Below are 16400 nucleotides of genomic sequence, written 5' to 3' on the forward strand. Positions count from 1 at the left end.
GCTCTCGCCACGCTTAAGCCGGTCTGTACAGAGACTCGGGTAAATGGCGGGAACACTCGAAGAGTTGTTTGGCCTCGAAGCACACGACACGGACGTACGGACCGAGATTCTGGCCGGGATAACGACGTTCCTGACGATGAGCTACATCGTCGTCCTGAACCCGGCGATACTCACGGCGTTCCCGGACGACAACACGCCGGGCGGCATCGCCATCTCCGGCTACGGCCCCGGCGAGATATTCCAGATGCTGGCCGTCGTCACCATCCTCTCGTCGGCGGTGGCGATGTTCGTGATGGCGTTCTACGCAAACCGGCCGTTCGGCCTCGCGCCCGGCCTCGGCCTCAACGCCTTCTTCGCCATCACCGTCGTCGGCGTCCTCGGCGTGCCGTGGCAGACGGCGCTCGCGGCCATCGTCGTCGAGGGTATCATCTTCATCGTCCTCACGGCCGTCGGCGCCCGTGAGTACATCATCAAACTGTTCCCCGAACCGGTGAAGTTCGCCGTCGGGGCCGGTATCGGCCTCTTTCTCGCCATCATCGGCCTGCAGGCGATGGGCATCGTCGTCGACGACCCGGCGACGCTCGTCGGCACCGGCCAGATCGCCAGCGACCCCGTGGCCATCCTCTCGGTGGTCGGCCTGTTCCTCACGTTCGTCCTGTACGCGGCGGGCCTGCGCGGCTCCATCATCGTCGGCATCCTGCTGACGACGGTCGTCGGCGCTATCGCGACGTTCCTCGGACTGGTCGAACCCGGCGTGCTGGCGACCGACGCGGTCCGGAACGGCGGCTTCGACGCCTCCCGCCTCGCCTCCGCACAGTACGACATCACGCCGCTGGCCGGCGCGTTCATCGCCGGGTTCGGCAACGTCGAGGCGTTCTCCTTCGCGCTCATCGTGTTCACGTTCTTCTTCGTGGACTTCTTCGACACCGCCGGGACGCTCGTCGGCGTGGGGCAGGCCGGCGGTTTCCTCGACGAGAACGGCGACTTCCCCGACATCGACAAGCCGCTGATGGCCGACGCCGTCGGCACCACCATCGGCGGGATGCTCGGCACCTCGACGGTGACGACGTTCATCGAGTCCGCGACCGGCGTCGAGGAGGGCGGCCGGACCGGACTGACGGCCCTCGTCGTCGCGCTCCTGTTCCTCGCGTCGCTCGTCGTCGTGCCGCTCGCGAGCGCGATTCCGCTGTACGCCTCCCACATCGCGCTGGTCGTCGTCGCCGTCCTCATGATGCGCAACGTCGTCGACATCCGGTGGGACGACTTCGCCCACGCGGTGCCGGCCGGCCTGACCATCATGGTGATGCCGTTCACCTACTCCATCGCCTACGGTATCGCCGCCGGCATCGTCTCCTACCCCGTGGTCAAGACGGCACAGGGCGAGTTCGACGACGTCCTCCTGGGGCAGTGGATACTGGCCGCCGCGTTCGTCCTCTACTTCGTCGTCCGCACCGGCGGCGTCCTCTCCAGCGCGCTCTGACGGCGCTGTTCGACCGGCACACACCACCGACGCCCTTTTTCGGGTCGAACCGCTACCTCGTGTGAGATGGCGAACCTCGAACTCTACGAACTGGAAGGCTGTCCCTACTGCGCGAAGGTCAAGACGAAACTCGACGAACTCGGCCTCGAGTACGAGTCCCACATGGTCCCGCGCTCGCACGGCGAGCGCACCGAGGTCGAGGCGGTCTCGGGCCAGACCGGCGTCCCGGTGCTGGTCGACAACGACAACGGCATCGAGGGGATGCCGGAGTCCGACGACATCGTCGAGTACCTCGAGGAGACGTACGGCAGCGGCGCGGCCTGAGGCCGGCAGCACCGTTCACGAGCGCAGCGAGTGAACGGCCGTTTTCGCCCACGTTTTGCGACGAGTGGTCCGGGAGCGGAGCGAACGGACCCGAGGACGTAAAAGGTGGGTCTGACATCGTCGAGTACCTCGGAGGAGACGTACGGCAGCGGCGCGGCCTAAGCTACACCGACGTTCTCAGACGTCCCGCCCAGTGACGACTACGCCACTTCCTCGGGTTCCTCGCCGCGTTCCATGATGAGGTCCCGCAGGTCGTCGGCGTCCTCTATCTCCTCCATCTCCCCCTCCTCGATGAGCGCCGTCCCCTCGACGGACTCGCGGGTGAGCTCGTCGACGACGTACACCGAGCGGGTGCGGGTGACCTCGCCGACGGAGGACATGATGCGCGCCCGCTTCTCGGCGGCCTCGGTGAACGCCGAGTGCCCGGTCAGGACCTGCTCGCGCCGGCGCGCGTTCTCGTTGACCGTCTTGAACGGCGCGCGGTCGGTGGGGTGGACCTCGAAGCCGATGCGGGTGAAGACGGTGGCGATGGGTTCGTCCTCGGGGGCCACGTCCGGGTCCTCCGGCGTGGGTTCGTCGTCGCGGATGTCCTCGGTCCCCTCGAGGACGCTGACCGGCGAGGTCAGCGGCGCGTCGAACAGGTCCTCGAGTTCGGCGGCGACGTCGACGGAGGCGTCCATGCCGTCCTCGTACTTCGAGACGGTTCGACGGGAGACGCCGAGTTCCTTCGCCAACCGGCCGAGCGACCACTCCTTCTCCTCGCGGGCGTCCGCGAGCACCTCGGAGTCGATGTTGACGTACAGGCCGCCCGGCGCGGCGTAGATGAGCGGCGGGACCTCCTCGACGAACAGGTCGAGCGCCGTGTCCGGCGAGAGGACCGGGACGCCGTGACGGAAGTAGACGACGCCCGGTTTCAGGTCCTCGTCGCGGGTCCGGAGGCCGACGACGATGGGCGTCGCGTTCAGGTAGGTGCCCAGACGCCGCATCTCGCCGCCGGTACGGGCGTCGAAGGCGTCGATGTTCCCGAGTATCTTCACGAGCAACACGTCCTCGCCGCGGCGGGCCGCGACGTCGAAGCTCTTTGGTCGAATCGCACACCGGTCGCTCACGAGGAACCCGGCGTCCTCGAGCATGGCGGTGACGTTGCCGACCAGTGCCGACCGTGACATAGTACTCGGTACCTCTATTGGGGGTAAGCCATTCACCGGATATATGAGTTGTGCCGCCCGCGCAGTGTCTCTCGCGCGACAAGACACTGCGAAACAGATTTGCCCGACAGTCCGATACGTCCGGTCGTGACAGTCGTCGGGCTCGACGATACGGACTCGCGCGAGACGGGGATGTGCACCACCTACGCGGCGGCCCAGTTAGCCGACGCCGTCCGCGAGGCCGGCGGGCGCGTCGAGCGCCTGCTCCTGGTTCGCCTGAACCCGGCCGTCGAGCACAAGACCCGCGGGAACGCCGCGCTGGCGGTCCACACGGACCTTGACGCCGACCGGGCGACCGCGCTGGTCCGCGAGACGCTCGACCTCGCCCGGACCGACGACCCGAAGACGAACCCGGGGGCCGTCGTCGCCGACTGCGACCCCGCGGCGATCTCGCCGCAGGTGGCCGAGTTCACGGTGGACGCCATCCGAGAGATACAGGACCGCGTGACGGCGACGACACTCGCCGACGTCGCGGGGTTCGCCCGCGTCGACCGCGGCAACGGCCGGGGTCTCGTCGGCGCGCTGGCGGCCGTCGGTGCGTGGGCCGCCCTCGACGACTGGACCTACGAGCACATCGCCTACCGCGAGCAGTCGCGCTGGGGCACCGAGCGGGACGTTGACCCGGAGAGCGTGCGCGCCGCCGCGGACGAGCACTACCCGACGGTGTGGGACACCGTCGACCGCGACTCGGGCTACCCGGTCTGTGTCCCGCGGACGCCGTGTCCCATCCTCTACGGGATCCGCGGCGACGACCCCGACGCGTGCCGGGCGGTCGCCGACGCCGTCGAGAGCGAACCGGTCGCCGAGCGCGCGACGTTCGTGACGAACCAGGGGACCGACGTCCACCTGCAGGACGCGGCTCTCGGCGAGGTCGGCGACGACAGCGCCTTCCGGGTCACCGGCACCGTCGCCGACCCGCCCGAGACGCGACGTGGCGGGCACGTCTTCGTCACGCTGGCGGACGGCGACGACCGGCTCCCGTGTGCCGCGTTCGAACCGACCAAGCGGTTCCGCGACCGGGTGCGTGCGCTCCGGGTCGGCGACCGCGTCACGGCCTGTGGTGAGGTGTCCGACGGGACGCTCAAACTGGAGAAGCTCGCGGTCCGCGAGCTGGTGCGGACCGAACGCGTGACGCCGACCTGTCCCGACTGTGGCGGGTCGATGTCCTCGGCCGGCCGGAACCAGGGGTACCGCTGTCGGGACTGTGACACCAGCGCCGACGGCAAGGTCGAACGGACGGTCGAGCGCGCCGTCGAACCCGGCTGGTACGAGGTGCCGCCGGTGGCGCGACGACACATCGCGAAACCCCTCGTCCGAGGTGGGTTCGACGGGCCGACACATCCGGCGCGGTAGGGGCGGTCGCGTCTCCCGGTAGGGCGGTTCGTGTGGTCGTTCCCGTCGCGGTTTGGCCCGACATACCGACCGGTCGTTCCAATCGAGCGTCAGGTTATGCATGTTATAACAAGGATTACACCACCGTTAGTGGGGGTCATGAGCACCGAGGGGCGTCTCCCGGCCGACGACGGACTGCCACTCCCACAGGACGAGTTCGCGGAGACGACGCTGGTCGCCGAACTGGAACCGACGACCGACGGCGGCCATCGCGCGCTCCTCTACCCCGACGACAGGCCGGGTCACGAGGTGGCGACCCGATGGCTGGCGGTCCCCGCCGACGCCCTCGTGGAACTCGACAGCGTTCGGTAGTCCCTTCTCGGGCATAACCGACTCGTAACAATACTGTCCCTCAGCGACGCCTCTCGGCATGGGCACGGACCACTGGTCCCCGACTGGCGGGACCCCGTCACCCGACCCCGACGAGGGAGTCCTCCCTGCCGTCGTCCGGAGCCGCTCTGACGGGACCGAGCGGTACATCTGCTACGCCGCCGACGTCGACCCGTCCGACGTGGAGTCCCAGTGGATATCTGTCGCCGCTGACACGCCGGTGTCGCTGCGCGTCTGGCGTTAGGCGTTCCGGCCCGTGAGGGCGACCACCACGTCGTCGTCGGGTCCGAGGACGCCGCGCTCGCGAAACGCCGAGAGCGCCGCCGTCGCCGTCGCACAGGTCGGCTCGACGTGGAACCCCGACGCCGAGAGGCGGTCGTGAGCCCGCCGGGTGGCGGCCTCCTCGACGGCGACGGCGTCCCCGTCGGTGGCGTCGACGGCCCGCCGTATCTGGTCGGCGCGCGCCGGCTCCCGAATCTGGATGCCGTCGGCGAGGTCGTTCCGGCCCGCAGACTCGCCGTGTCTGGCGTCGGCGATGGGACTGGCGCCGGCGGCCTGTGCGCCCAGCAGTCGCGGTAGCTCGTCTATCCAGCCCGCCGCTTCGAGCGCCCGGAAGCCCCGATAGGCCCCCAGAAACAGCGTGCCGTGACCCAGCGGCGTGACGACGGCGTCCGGCGCCGTCCACCCGCGCTGGGCGGCCAGTTCGTAGGCGACCGTGGCGGTCCCGGCGAAGAAGGCGGGGTTCCACGCGTGGCTGGCGTACCACCCCTCGCCCGCCTCGACGGCCTCGATGCAGGCGTCGGTGACCGCCTGCCGGTCGCCCTCGACGGCCACCACGTCGGCGCCGGTGCGCTCGATGCGGCGGCGCTTCTCGGCCTTGGCGTCGGCGGGGACGTATATCTCGGCGTCGAGGCCGGCCCGCGCGGCGTAACTGGCGACCGCCAGCCCGGCGTTGCCCGAGGAGTCCTCCAGTACCCGGTCGGCGCCGACGGCCAGGGCCTCCGCGACGACGGTGGCCGCGCCGCGGTCCTTGAAGCTCCCCGTCGGGTGGAGGAACTCCAGTTTGAACGTGGCGTCGTACTCCGGCGCGTCGACCAGCGGCGTCCACCCCTCGCCGAGGGTCACCCGCTCGTCCATCGGGAGGAGGTCTTCGAACGCCCATATGCCCTCCGACCGGTCGACCTCGGACGGGCCGCCCTGGGGCGTCGGTTCCTCGGCGTAGTCGAGCGCGTGTCCGCACGCACAGCGCCACGGCCGGTCCCGGGGGTACTCGCGGCCGCAGGCCTCGCAGTGTCGCATGGGTCGACGGACGGGACTGCGCGACCAGAAAGTGACGGTCGCCGACTTGAACCACCACAGAACTGACCGCGTGGGCTCTCCGCCGACGCGCGTCGACTGGTCGGCATGAACCGTACGACTGCCCTGCACGGCGTGACCTTCGACGCGGACGGCGACGACGACGACGAGACGGCATCCGACGAGTACCGACCGGGCTGGCCCGAATATCTGCAGTAACGCGGTGGCGGCGACCGCTGACGGCCCGGCGGGGTCAGTACGTGTCCAGGTTCGTCCCGACCGAGCAGACGTACTCGCCGGTGGCGACCTGCGGCAGCCGGCGCGACCGCCAGAAGACGCCGCTCGAGTCGGCGGTAATCTCGGCCTTCGACTGGCCGAACACGTCGGTGATTTCGAACAGCGTCTCGCCCCGCGAGACGCGGTCACCGAGGTCGACGTGGAAGTCCACGAGACCGCCGGCGGGCGACCCGTACTGCTCGAAGCCGGTCGCACGCGTCTGGGCGCGGGGGCTGTGCCGGCCGTCGAGGAAGCCGTAGTAGGTGAGGACGTTGAACACGCCGTCGACGCCCTTCTCGATTGAGGTCTCGTCCCAGCCGACACAGCCGCCGAGCTCGGGGTCGACGGTCGGGACGCCCTCGTCGGGCGCGGCCCGGGCGAGCTGGCCGTCTGGCCCCTTCTGGTCCAGGATGTAGCCACAGCCGAAGACCTTCGCGAGCTCGAGGCACTCGCTGTGGAGGCGATGGCGGGTGCCACACCGCACTCGGACCTCGTCTATCATCCGCGAGGTCGAGCCCTGGTGGAGGTCCAGGACGAGGTCGGCGCCGACCGCCGCGTCGTAGGTGGCGGCGGCGATGCGCTCGCTGGAGGTCCCGTTCGCGTCGCCGGGGTAGGCCCGGTTCATCTTCGTGTCGTCGACGGGGTTGCGGTGTTCGGCGACCTGGAAGGCGTGGTAGTTGACGATGCCACACACCAGAATCGTCCCGGAGAGCTCCGTGGGGTCCAGCTGCGGGAGGACCCGCTGGATGACCCCGACCCCGTTCAGTTCGTCGCCGTCGCTCGCCGCCTGCATGTAGAGCGTCTTCCCGTCGGCGGCGCCGTTGACGACGGCCACCGGGAGTCGCACCGGGCTGCCGTCACGGGTCTCGCCGACCGCTAACCGCCCCGTGTCCATCTCACCGGGGGCGGCACTCGCCGTACCGAGAGTTACCATTGCCGTGTCGTTCGGGGCGTTGACCTTTACTGGTTCGGATTTCCCGTGCCGGGGCCGAGAGCGCGCCCCGCACGACGCGGCGCCCGCCCGCGCCGGCGACGGACCGACGGGGCTTTTTGCGGGCGGACCGTACGCTCGGCCGTGTCAGAGTCCGAGCAACGGAGCGGTCCCGCCGCGATGATGGCGGCACTGAACGTCCCGCGGAACGCGAAACTCGGCTTCGGCCTCGCGGTTCTGGTCACGGCGGCCATCGTCGCGGTGTTCGTCCTGCCCGGCACCGCGCGGCCCTCGGTCCTCTACGTCGCGCTGGCGTTCGTGCTGGTCGTCTCGCTCGGCGGCCTGCTGACGACGGTGTTCACGGTCGTCTCGGCGGTCAGGTTGGCTCGTCGGTAGCGGCCGCCAGTTCGGTGAACCGCTCGGCACCGGTCCGTGTCCCCTTCGCGATGAGGACGTCGCCGGCCCGGAGCGGCGTCTCCGGACCGGGCGAGACGACCCAGTCACCGCCCTCGCGCCCGGTGCGCTCGCTCTCGCCGGTGGCCCGCCGGACGGCGATGATGCGCATCCCGGTGGCGGTCTTGACCGCCGCCTCGCCGATGGTCTGGCCGGCGAGTTCGCTGTCGTCGGCGACGGTGGCACGGACGATTATCTCGTCGGACTCACGGACGGCCTCGGCGACCACGGGGTGGGTCGAGAGGCCGCGCAGTACGCCTTCGCTGATCTCGAGGGCGGCGTCGGAGATGACCTCCGTCGACCGGGCCAGATGGACCAGCCCCCGGAGCGAGACCGGGTCGTCGACGTCGGCGGCCGCCCGCAGCGTCCACGCCTCGAACCGGGACTGGAGGGCGTCGACCTCGGCCTCCAGTTCGACGACCTCCTCGGCGACGGCCTGACTGTCGAACAGCACCGCGCCGTAGGCCAGGTCGACCGCGAGCTCGCCCATGTCCTTCATGAGGATGATGGAGTCGATGGCCCGTTCGAGGTCCTTGTCCTCCCCTTCGGGCGGTTCCGGCGGCACGTACGCCTCGCCGGTGGCGTCGGCGTACACCTCGCTGACGCCGGCCTCCGGGCCGCGGAACAGGACGACGTCGTCGGCTTCGAGCCGCGTCTCCCGGTCGGGGTTGAGCAGCCAGTTGCCCTGTCGCCGAATCGCCAGCGCACGGACGCCCGTCTCGGTCTCTAAGTTCAACTCGCCCAGCGTCTCGCCGGCCAGCGGCGAGTCGGCGACGACGGTGGCCCTGACCAGCGTCTCGACGGCCTCCGGCAGGGCCGCCCGGAGGGTGTCCGGCAGCCCGATGTCCTCCAGGACGACCTTCGCGATGTCGCCGGCGGCGTCGCTTATCTTCTCGGCGGCCCCGACCATCCCCAGCACCGGCGCCAGCGCCTCGGCGTCGTCCGTCGACCGGCAGGCCATCAGGAGGCTCATGCGGGCCCGCAACTGGAGGACGTCCATCTTCGCCTCCAGCTCCAGGACCTCGGCGGCCACGTCGTCGCTGCGCAACAGCACCGCCGAGTACGAGAGGTCGATGAGCAACTCGGCGGTGTCTTTCATCTCCGCCAGCACCGCCTTCACGCTCACCGGTTCGTACTCGACGGTTCCCGTCTGCTCCATGCCCACCGCTTCGGTAGCACGTCTCAAAAGCGTTCGCTGTCCCGTGGCACCGGGTCACGAACGGGTGGGTGGGTCACGGTACTACAAACAGTGTGTTTGGTGCCGTATCTGTTCGATATGTTGGGCGCGTCTCCCGATGAGCTGACTGAACGTCCACTTTCACCTCCGACGACCGTGTGTCACAGACGCCCGGAAAGAAAATGCTTTTCCCGGCAGGTCGGGAACCATTGGCGTATGTCCGACGACCTCAAGAAAGGGCTGGAGGGAGTCCTCGTCGCCGAGTCTAACCTCAGCGTCATCGACGGTGACGTGGGCAAGCTCGTCTACCGGGGGTACACGATCGAGGACCTCGCGAACGGTGCCAGCTACGAGGAGGTACTGTATCTGCTCTGGCACGGCCACCTCCCCGACGCCGGGGAACTCGCGGAGTTCGAATCCGAGATGGCCGCAGAGCGGGAGGTCGACGACGGCGTCATGGCGACCGTCCGCGAGCTCGCGGAGGCCGACGAGGAGCCCATGGCCGCGCTCCGGACCGCGGTGTCGATGCTGTCGGCGTACGACCCCGCGCCGGCCGAGGCCGACCCGACGGACGAGACGATCAACCTCGCGATGGGGCGGCGCATCACGGCCAAGATCCCGACCATCGTGGCCGCGTTCACGCGCATCCGCGACGGCGAGGACCCCGTCGAACCCCGTGAGGACCTTGACCACGCCGAGAACTTCCTGTACATGCTCAACGGCGAGGAACCGGACGACGTGCTGGCCGACGTCTTCGACCAGGCGCTGGTGCTCCACGCCGACCACGGCCTGAACGCCTCGACGTTCGCCGCGATGGTCACCGCCTCGACGCTGTCGGACGTCTACAGTTCGGTGACGTCGGCCATCGGGACGCTGGCGGGGCCGCTCCACGGCGGCGCCAACCAGGACGTCATGGAGATGCTCAAGGAGGTCGACGACGCCGACCAGGACCCGCTGGACTGGGTCAAGGACGCGCTCTCCGAGGGCCGCCGCGTCTCCGGGTTCGGCCACCGCGTCTACAACGTCAAGGACCCGCGAGCGAAGATCCTCGGCGAGCGCTCGAAGGAGCTCGGCGAGGCCGCGGGCTCCCTGAAGTGGTACGAGATGTCGACGACCATCGAGGAGTACATGGCCGAGGAGAAGGGGCTCGCCCCGAACGTCGACTTCTACTCCGCCTCGACGTACTACCAGATGGGCATCCCCATCGACATCTACACCCCCATCTTCGCGATGTCCCGCGTCGGTGGCTGGGTCGCCCACGTCATCGAGTACATCGAGGACAACCGCCTGATTCGCCCCCGCGCCCGGTACACCGGGCCGAACCCGGACGAGACGACGTTCGTGCCGCTCGACGAGCGATAGCCCGCCTCTTCTTCGGTTTCCATACCCGCGGACAGAACCGGTCCCGACGCGCCGCGCGTGGTCTCACTCGAACAGCTCGGTGAACCGGTCGACGCCGTCGTCGGTGCCCGCGATGACGAGCTTGTCCCCGTACCTGATCTCGACGTCCGGCCCGAGGTCCGTGAGGACGGTCCCGTCGCGTTCGACGGCGAGGACGGTACAGCCGGTCCGCGACCGGACGTCGGCGTCGCCGAGGGTCTCGCCGGCGAGGCGTCCGGCGTCGGTGCGGACGATCTCGACCTGCTGGTCCATCGAGATGACGTTCTCGTCCTCCAGGATCGTCGAGGCGAGCATCCGGCCGCTGACCGTGGCCAGCGAGAGGACGTAGTCGGCGCCGGCCCGGTACATCTTCTTGACGTTCTCGGTCTCCTCGGCCCGGGCGATGACCTCCACTTCGGGGTTCAGGTCGCGGATGACCAGCGTGGCGAACTCCGTGTCGGTGTCCTCCGAGAGCGCGAGGATGACGGTGCGGGCGTCCTCGACGCCCGCGGCCCGCAGGTCGTCGGGTTCGGTGGCGTCCCCGACCACGTCGACGCCGGGTTTCTCCGTCCGGTCGAGGACCGTGTAGGGGACCCCCGCGACGGCGAGTTCCTCGGCGATAGTGTGGCCCACCTCGCCGTAGCCGACGACCACCGTCTCGCCGCGCCGGAACCCGCGGACGCTGGAGAGGGTCTTCGACTTCAGCGTCTCCAGTTGCGAGGCCGTCCCCGAGACGAGCAGGACCGTACTGCCGTCGAGTTCGGCGTCGGGGTCGGGCGGGCTGACGAACTGGCCGCGGAACCAGGCGCCGATGACGTTGACGCCCGTCTCCTCGCGGATGCCGCTCTCGGCCAGCGTCGTCCCGACGAGGTCGCTCCCGCGGTGGATGGGGAGCTCGGCGATGTCGAAGTCGACGCCGATCTCGAAGTCCTCGCCGAGCGTCGTCGAGACGCCGGTCGTGACCTTGCTCGCCAGGCTCTCGCCGAGCAGTTGGCGGGGCGAGATGACGGCGTCGGCGCCCGCGAGGTCGTGGTACTTCGCGCGGTCGGGTTCCTCGACGACGCTGACGGTCCGGACCCCCTCGTCGACCTCGCGGGCGGTGAGGACGATGCTGGTGTTGATCTGGTCCGAGGCGTCGGCGACGAGCGCTCGGGCACCCGAGAGATGCGCCTTCTCCAGCCCTTCGACGGACTGTGGGTCGGCGTTGATGACGTGGTACCCCTCCGCGTAGAGGTCGTCGGCCCGGTCGTCGTCGGGTTCGACGACGACGTAGTCGACGTCCCACGTCTCCAGTTCGGTCACCAGCGTTTCCCCCCGCGGGGTGAAGTGACAGATGACGACGTGGTCCGAGAGCTCTGTCTCCGTGGCCGTCGGCGCGCGGGTCTCCATCGCCTCCTCGAACAGGGGAAAGAGGAGCACCGGCAGCGCGAGGAAGATGAGGACGACGCCGGTGATGTCCATCACGATGATGAGCAGGCGCATCCCCGTGCTCTCCCACGGCGCGTCGGACCCGAACCCGGTGGTGGTGAACGTCTCGACGACGACCTGCAGCGAGTGGAGAAAGTCCCGCGACCGCCCCTCCCAAGCCGTCATCCCGTAGTCGTAGGCGACGGCGAACCCGACGATGATGCCGGCGAGGCCGACGACGTACCCCAGTGTCCGTCGCTGCCAGGTGTCCATCTACCGGGTAGTGGCCGAGGCGGCGTAAAACAGTTCTGACAGCCGTGACCGCGGTCGGGCCGGTTCGCGTGACACTGCCACAGTGCGACGACGTCTGACGCGGGGCTGACGGCCGATTCACGGCGGCGCAGTCGTGCGGTTACACTTCCGCTCCGCTTCGGCGGAGTTTAAGTGCGCTCGCACGTACCGTTCGATTGCAGTCACACGCTCCCCTCATCCGTTCTCCGCCGGCACCGTCCGACAGCGCCGCGGCCCGACAGTATAACACCCACCAGCGAGTAGGCGGGGCCATGCTCTCTTTCGAGGACGTACTGGCCGCCCAGGACCGGGTCGCCGAGACGGCCCGGCGCACGCCGCTGGACTACTCGCACACGTTCTCCGCGATGACCGGCGCGGACGTCCACCTGAAACTGGAACTGTTCCAGCGCACCGGCGCGTTCAAGATCCGGGGGGCGACCAACCGCATCGCCACGCTCTCGGCCGAGGAACGCGAGAACGGCGTCGTCACGGCCAGCGCCGGCAACCACGCACAGGGCGTCGCACTCGCCGCCACGCGCATCGGCGTCGACTCGACCATCGTGATGCCGAAACACGCGCCCATCTCGAAGGTGAAAGCCACCCGGAGCTACGGGGGCGAGGTCGTCCTCCACGGCGAGGACTACGACGAGGCCGCCGAGCGGGCCCACGCCATCGAACGCGAGGCGGGCCGCACCTACGTCCACGCCTTCGACGACGACTACGTGATGGCCGGGCAGGGGACCATCGGCCTCGAGATCTACGAGGACCTACCCGGCGTCGACACCGTCGTCGTCCCCATCGGCGGCGGCGGCCTCATCAGCGGCATCGCCACCGCGCTCAAGGGCAAGGACGAGGACATCCGCGTCGTCGGCGTACAGGCCGAGGGGGCGTCGAGCGTGGCCGAGTCGCTGGCGAAGGGCCACCGCGTCGAACGCGACGGCGTCGAGACCATCGCCGACGGCATCGCCACCCGCACCGTCGGCGAACGCACCTTCGAGGTCATCCAGGACCGGGTCGACGAGGTGGTCACCGTCTCGGACTCCGAGATAGCGGTGGCGCTGACGACGCTCCTCGAACGGTCGAAGACCCTCGCGGAGGGGGCCGGCGCCGTCGCGCTGGCGGCCGTCACCGAGGAGAAGTTCGACTACGACGACGACGAGACCATCGTCCCGGCGCTGTGTGGTGGCAACATCGACCTCAACACGCTGACGAACGTCATCATGCGGGGCCTCGTCGAGACGGGCCGGTACCTGAAGATCCGGACCGTCCTCAAGGACCGACCGGGCGCGCTGGAGGAACTCGTCGAGGTGCTCTCCGCACAGCAGATAAACATCTACGGCATCGAACACGACCGGACGAACCGCGACGTGGCGATGAACGACGCCGAGGTGGAACTGGACCTCGAGACCCGCGGCCCGGACCACGTCGACCAGCTGCTCGCGGCCCTCCGCGACAACGGCTACGAGGTCGAGGTGCTGGTCTGACGGTCGTTTTATACGGCTGGCGAGACCCCCTCCGGGTATGAGACGGACCGTCCACACCGACGACGCGCCCGCCGCCGTCGGCGCGTACAGTCAGGCGACGACCACCGACGACCTCGTGTTCACGGCCGGCCAGATAGCGCTTACACCGGACGGGGAAATGCGGGCCGACGCGTCGGTCGCCGAGCAGACCGACCAGGCCCTCTCGAACCTCCGGGCCGTCCTCGAGGCAGCCGGGTCCAGCCTCGACGACGTGCTGAAGGTGACAGTCTATCTGGCGGACATCGAGGACTTCGACGAGATGAACGCCGCCTACGGGGCGTTCTTCGACGCGGACCCGCCCGCCCGGTCGGCCGTCGGTGTCGACGCCCTCCCGAAGGGCGCGGCCGTCGAGATAGAGGCCGTCGCCACGACGTGATGGACCCGAAGACCAAATCCAGCCTCCTGTGGGGCGTCGTGGCCGGGTTGGCCTTCCTCGTCCTCGTACAGGGGTACGAACTGCTCTTCGGGGCCGACGTCACCGTCGTCGTGAAAGCCGCCGTCGCCGTCGTCGTCGCCGCGGCCGCGACGGCGCTGACCTACGCGGCGGACGGACGCCTGCCCGGAAACGAAAGTCCTTAACCGACCGACCCCGCACACTCGACTGCGTGCCAGGATGGCCGAACGGTAAGGCGCACGCCTGGAAAGCGTGTTCCCTTTCGGGATTCTGGGTTCAAATCCCAGTCCTGGCGTCTCTTCTGTACCGAGCGCCGTCGCTTACAACTGTTCTACGCACTCCCGACAGTAGGCGAAGTCGGCGTCGTTCTCGGTACCACAGTGGCGACACCGCGGGCGGTCCGAGTCGACCGATTGACCGCGCTCGGGGGCCTCGCCCTCCTCCGGACGGGCCGGCGCCCGCTCACGCAACCGCTCGCGGCCGTCGACGACGATGCGGAGGAGGACCGGAATCGCCACGGCGAGCGCTACGAGCGCCATCGCGGTCACGAGGAGGACGGCCACCTCGCCGGGCGTGACCATGGGTGTGCTACGGGTCGGAGACGGGTAGCCGTGTCGGGGTCACTGGAGTCGGTAGAACTCCAGCGTGTACCCCTCGGGGTCCTCGACGAAGGCGGCGTAGGCACCGGCCGCGTCGATCTCGGTCGGTTCGAGCACCGGCGCGGCGCCGGCGTCGACCGCCGCCTCGAACTGCGCCTCGACGTCGTCGACGGCGAAGGCGACGTGGTCGACGTCCGCCCGGGACGGCGCGATGGGCGTCGTCCGGTCGGCGTCGTAGCGCAACTGGAGCGACGGGTCGCCGTCCCGCCCGAGGTAGACGTTCTCGACGCCGTCGAGCGTGAACCGGTGGGTCTCCTCGAGGCCCAGCGCCTCGTAGAAGCGCATCGCGCGGTCGAGGTCCGAGACGCACAGCGCGGCGTGTGCGAGTTCCATGGCCGGCGGTTCACTCGCCGGGCGAAAGATTGTACCGGTTCGACGGACCGACCGTGGTGCGAGTGTCGCGTTCGTCGCCGGTACTTTGGGTCTGGCGCCGTATCGTGCTGTCAGGATGCACGACTCGGAGCCGACGGCGCTCCTGTTGGACTACACGCAGGACAAGGTCGCGGTGCTCGACGAGTCGGGGACCTACACGTACGTGAACGCCGCCGCCGAACACATCCTCGGGTTCGACCCCGACACCCTCGTCGGGCAGGACGCCTTCGAGTACATCCACTCCGAGGACCGCGCCGAGATGCGGACGCGGTTCGAGGCGCTCGTCCGTACCGACGACGAGTTCGCGGCCGACACCGCGACCTACCGCCACCGCGCCAGCGACGGGTCGTGGGTGTGGCTGGAGAGCCGCATGTCGAACCTGACCGACGCGGAGCTGCACGGCTACGTCGTCAGTTCGCGGGTCGTCACCGACCGCATCGAGGCCGAACGGGAACGCCGCGAGACACAGGAGCGGTTACAGGAACTCGCCGACACCACCGACGACGTGCTGTGGATGTTCGACGGCGACTGGTCGGAGCTCCTGTTCTGTAACCCCGCCTACGAGAGCGTCTTCGGTGCCAGCGTCGAGGAACTGGAGGGGGACCCCCAGAGCTTCCTCGAGGCGGTGTACCCGCCGGACCGGCCGGTCGTGGAGGAGGCGATGGCGTCCGTCTCCGACGGGGAGCCGACCGACCTCGAGATTCGGGTGAACCCCTCGAAAGACTACAACCGCTGGGTCTGGGTGCAGGGCGAACCGATACTCCGCGACGGGGAGGTGGTCCGTATCGCCGGGTTCACCCGCGACGTCACCGACCGGCGCCGTCGGGAACGGCAACTGGTCGTCATCGACAACTTCCTCCGGCACAACATCCGCAACCAGTTGAACGTCGTCCTCGGCAACGCGGAGACGCTGGCGGCGGACGTCGGCGGCGAGGCGGCCGACCGGACCGAGATGATCCGGCGGGCGGGCGAGACGCTGCTGGAGACGGCCGAGAAGCAACGCGACATCGTCGACGTCCTGACGGCGATGCCACGCACCGCGACGGCGGACGCCTGCGAGGCGGTCAGAGACGCGGTCGGGTCGGTGCGCGATCGCTACCCGTCGGCGACCGTCGAGACGGACCTGCCGGCGTCGGTCATCGTCGAGGCCCCGTCGGAACTGGCAGTCGCCGTCTCCGAGCTCGTCGAGAACGGCATCCGGCATGCGCGTTCCGAGCACCCGCGGGTCGCCGTCTCGGTCCGGACGACGCCCGACCGCGTCGAACTCTCGGTCACCGACGAGGCCGCGCCCATCCCCGAGTACGACCGGAAGGTCCTGCTGGGCGACCACGAGATGTCGGCGGTCAACCACAGCCGCGGCTGTGGGCTCTGGCTGGTCTACTGGATCGTCGACCTCGCCGGCGGGAGCATCCGTCACGAGGCCGACGAAGACGGGAACACGGTCACGCTCTCCCTGCACCGCGCCTCGTAGGCCGCGACGGCGTCGGTCGTCAGAACTGTTTAGGCG

General features: G+C 69.3%; 18 protein-coding genes and 1 tRNA gene. 12 read left to right on the top strand and 7 right to left on the bottom strand.

What is annotated here, in order from left to right:
• Window positions 1–43 precede the first annotated feature (43 nt).
• Window positions 44–1480, top strand: coding sequence for an NCS2 family permease (locus tag ACV7GQ_RS17315; protein ID WP_470311447.1), 1437 nt, complete (start codon window positions 44–46; stop codon window positions 1478–1480).
• Between the two features lie 66 nt (window positions 1481–1546).
• Window positions 1547–1804: a glutathione S-transferase N-terminal domain-containing protein gene (locus ACV7GQ_RS17320; protein WP_470311448.1), complete on the top strand. Its 258-nt coding sequence runs from the start codon at window positions 1547–1549 to the stop codon at window positions 1802–1804.
• Between the two features lie 200 nt (window positions 1805–2004).
• On the opposite strand, the gene ACV7GQ_RS17325 is transcribed toward ACV7GQ_RS17320, so the two are convergent.
• Window positions 2005–2973: a transcriptional regulator gene (locus tag ACV7GQ_RS17325; RefSeq protein ID WP_470311449.1), complete on the bottom strand. Its 969-nt coding sequence runs from the start codon at window positions 2971–2973 to the stop codon at window positions 2005–2007.
• Window positions 2974–3099: 126 nt separating this feature from the next.
• Here ACV7GQ_RS17325 and ACV7GQ_RS17330 point away from each other — a divergent pair, with 126 nt between their 5' ends.
• The 3 genes from ACV7GQ_RS17330 to ACV7GQ_RS17340 all read left to right on the top strand — a co-directional run bounded on the left by ACV7GQ_RS17330 (window position 3100) and on the right by ACV7GQ_RS17340 (window position 4978).
• Window positions 3100–4365, top strand: a complete 1266-nt coding sequence (locus ACV7GQ_RS17330; protein ID WP_470311450.1) for a TiaS agmantine-binding domain-containing protein — start codon at window positions 3100–3102, stop codon at window positions 4363–4365.
• Window positions 4366–4503: 138 nt separating this feature from the next.
• Complete coding sequence (locus ACV7GQ_RS17335) at window positions 4504–4716, top strand: DUF7511 domain-containing protein (RefSeq protein WP_470311451.1); 213 nt, start codon at window positions 4504–4506, stop codon at window positions 4714–4716.
• A gap of 58 nt (window positions 4717–4774) precedes the next feature.
• Window positions 4775–4978 carry a hypothetical protein gene (locus ACV7GQ_RS17340; protein WP_470311452.1) on the top strand — a complete coding sequence of 68 codons (204 nt, stop codon included), beginning with the start codon at window positions 4775–4777 and terminating at the stop codon, window positions 4976–4978.
• Here ACV7GQ_RS17340 and ACV7GQ_RS17345 read toward each other — a convergent pair.
• Both ACV7GQ_RS17345 and ACV7GQ_RS17350 read right to left on the bottom strand, forming a co-directional pair.
• Entirely contained in the window at window positions 4975–6033 is a 1059-nt protein-coding gene (locus ACV7GQ_RS17345; RefSeq protein ID WP_470311453.1) for a threonine synthase, read from the bottom strand. The two genes, ACV7GQ_RS17340 and ACV7GQ_RS17345, sit on opposite strands and share 4 nt — an antisense overlap.
• A gap of 250 nt (window positions 6034–6283) precedes the next feature.
• Complete coding sequence (locus ACV7GQ_RS17350) at window positions 6284–7240, bottom strand: succinylglutamate desuccinylase/aspartoacylase family protein (RefSeq protein WP_470311454.1); 957 nt, start codon at window positions 7238–7240, stop codon at window positions 6284–6286.
• A 141-nt stretch (window positions 7241–7381) separates the two neighbouring features.
• On the opposite strand from ACV7GQ_RS17350, the gene ACV7GQ_RS17355 reads away from it, so the two are divergent.
• Complete coding sequence (locus ACV7GQ_RS17355; RefSeq protein ID WP_470311455.1) at window positions 7382–7633, top strand: DUF7536 family protein; 252 nt, start codon at window positions 7382–7384, stop codon at window positions 7631–7633.
• Here the strand turns inward: ACV7GQ_RS17355 and ACV7GQ_RS17360 are convergent.
• Entirely contained in the window at window positions 7614–8849 is a 1236-nt protein-coding gene (locus tag ACV7GQ_RS17360) for a potassium channel family protein (protein ID WP_470311456.1), read from the bottom strand. The genes ACV7GQ_RS17355 and ACV7GQ_RS17360 overlap by 20 nt on opposite strands.
• Window positions 8850–9083: 234 nt before the next feature.
• Between ACV7GQ_RS17360 and citZ the strand changes: the two genes are divergently transcribed.
• Window positions 9084–10229: a citrate synthase gene (gene citZ, locus ACV7GQ_RS17365; protein WP_470311457.1), complete on the top strand. Its 1146-nt coding sequence runs from the start codon at window positions 9084–9086 to the stop codon at window positions 10227–10229.
• Window positions 10230–10292: 63 nt separating this feature from the next.
• On the opposite strand, the gene ACV7GQ_RS17370 is transcribed toward citZ, so the two are convergent.
• Window positions 10293–11927 (bottom strand): potassium channel family protein, encoded by a 1635-nt coding sequence (locus tag ACV7GQ_RS17370; protein ID WP_470311458.1) that lies wholly within the window; start codon window positions 11925–11927, stop codon window positions 10293–10295.
• A gap of 290 nt (window positions 11928–12217) precedes the next feature.
• Here ACV7GQ_RS17370 and ilvA point away from each other — a divergent pair, with 290 nt between their 5' ends.
• The 4 genes from ilvA to ACV7GQ_RS17390 all read left to right on the top strand — a co-directional run bounded on the left by ilvA (window position 12218) and on the right by ACV7GQ_RS17390 (window position 14157).
• Window positions 12218–13429, top strand: coding sequence for a threonine ammonia-lyase (gene ilvA, locus ACV7GQ_RS17375; RefSeq protein WP_470311459.1), 1212 nt, complete (start codon window positions 12218–12220; stop codon window positions 13427–13429).
• A gap of 37 nt (window positions 13430–13466) precedes the next feature.
• On the top strand, window positions 13467–13844 hold the full coding sequence (locus tag ACV7GQ_RS17380) for a Rid family detoxifying hydrolase (protein ID WP_470311460.1): 378 nt from the start codon (window positions 13467–13469) through the stop codon (window positions 13842–13844).
• Window positions 13844–14047: a DUF7981 family protein gene (locus ACV7GQ_RS17385; RefSeq protein ID WP_470311461.1), complete on the top strand. Its 204-nt coding sequence runs from the start codon at window positions 13844–13846 to the stop codon at window positions 14045–14047. The genes ACV7GQ_RS17380 and ACV7GQ_RS17385 overlap by 1 nt, the downstream gene beginning before the upstream one ends.
• Window positions 14048–14075: 28 nt before the next feature.
• Window positions 14076–14157 (top strand) — tRNA-Ser (locus ACV7GQ_RS17390).
• Between the two features lie 25 nt (window positions 14158–14182).
• Here the strand turns inward: ACV7GQ_RS17390 and ACV7GQ_RS17395 are convergent.
• Window positions 14183–14443, bottom strand: coding sequence for a DUF7577 domain-containing protein (locus ACV7GQ_RS17395; protein ID WP_470311462.1), 261 nt, complete (start codon window positions 14441–14443; stop codon window positions 14183–14185).
• A gap of 39 nt (window positions 14444–14482) precedes the next feature.
• Window positions 14483–14854: a VOC family protein gene (locus tag ACV7GQ_RS17400; RefSeq protein WP_470311463.1), complete on the bottom strand. Its 372-nt coding sequence runs from the start codon at window positions 14852–14854 to the stop codon at window positions 14483–14485.
• A gap of 115 nt (window positions 14855–14969) precedes the next feature.
• Between ACV7GQ_RS17400 and ACV7GQ_RS17405 the strand changes: the two genes are divergently transcribed.
• On the top strand, window positions 14970–16364 hold the full coding sequence (locus tag ACV7GQ_RS17405; protein ID WP_470311464.1) for a PAS domain-containing sensor histidine kinase: 1395 nt from the start codon (window positions 14970–14972) through the stop codon (window positions 16362–16364).
• Window positions 16365–16400 lie beyond the last annotated feature (36 nt).

It is taken from the genome of Haloarcula sp. MBLA0163, from assembly GCF_055632435.1.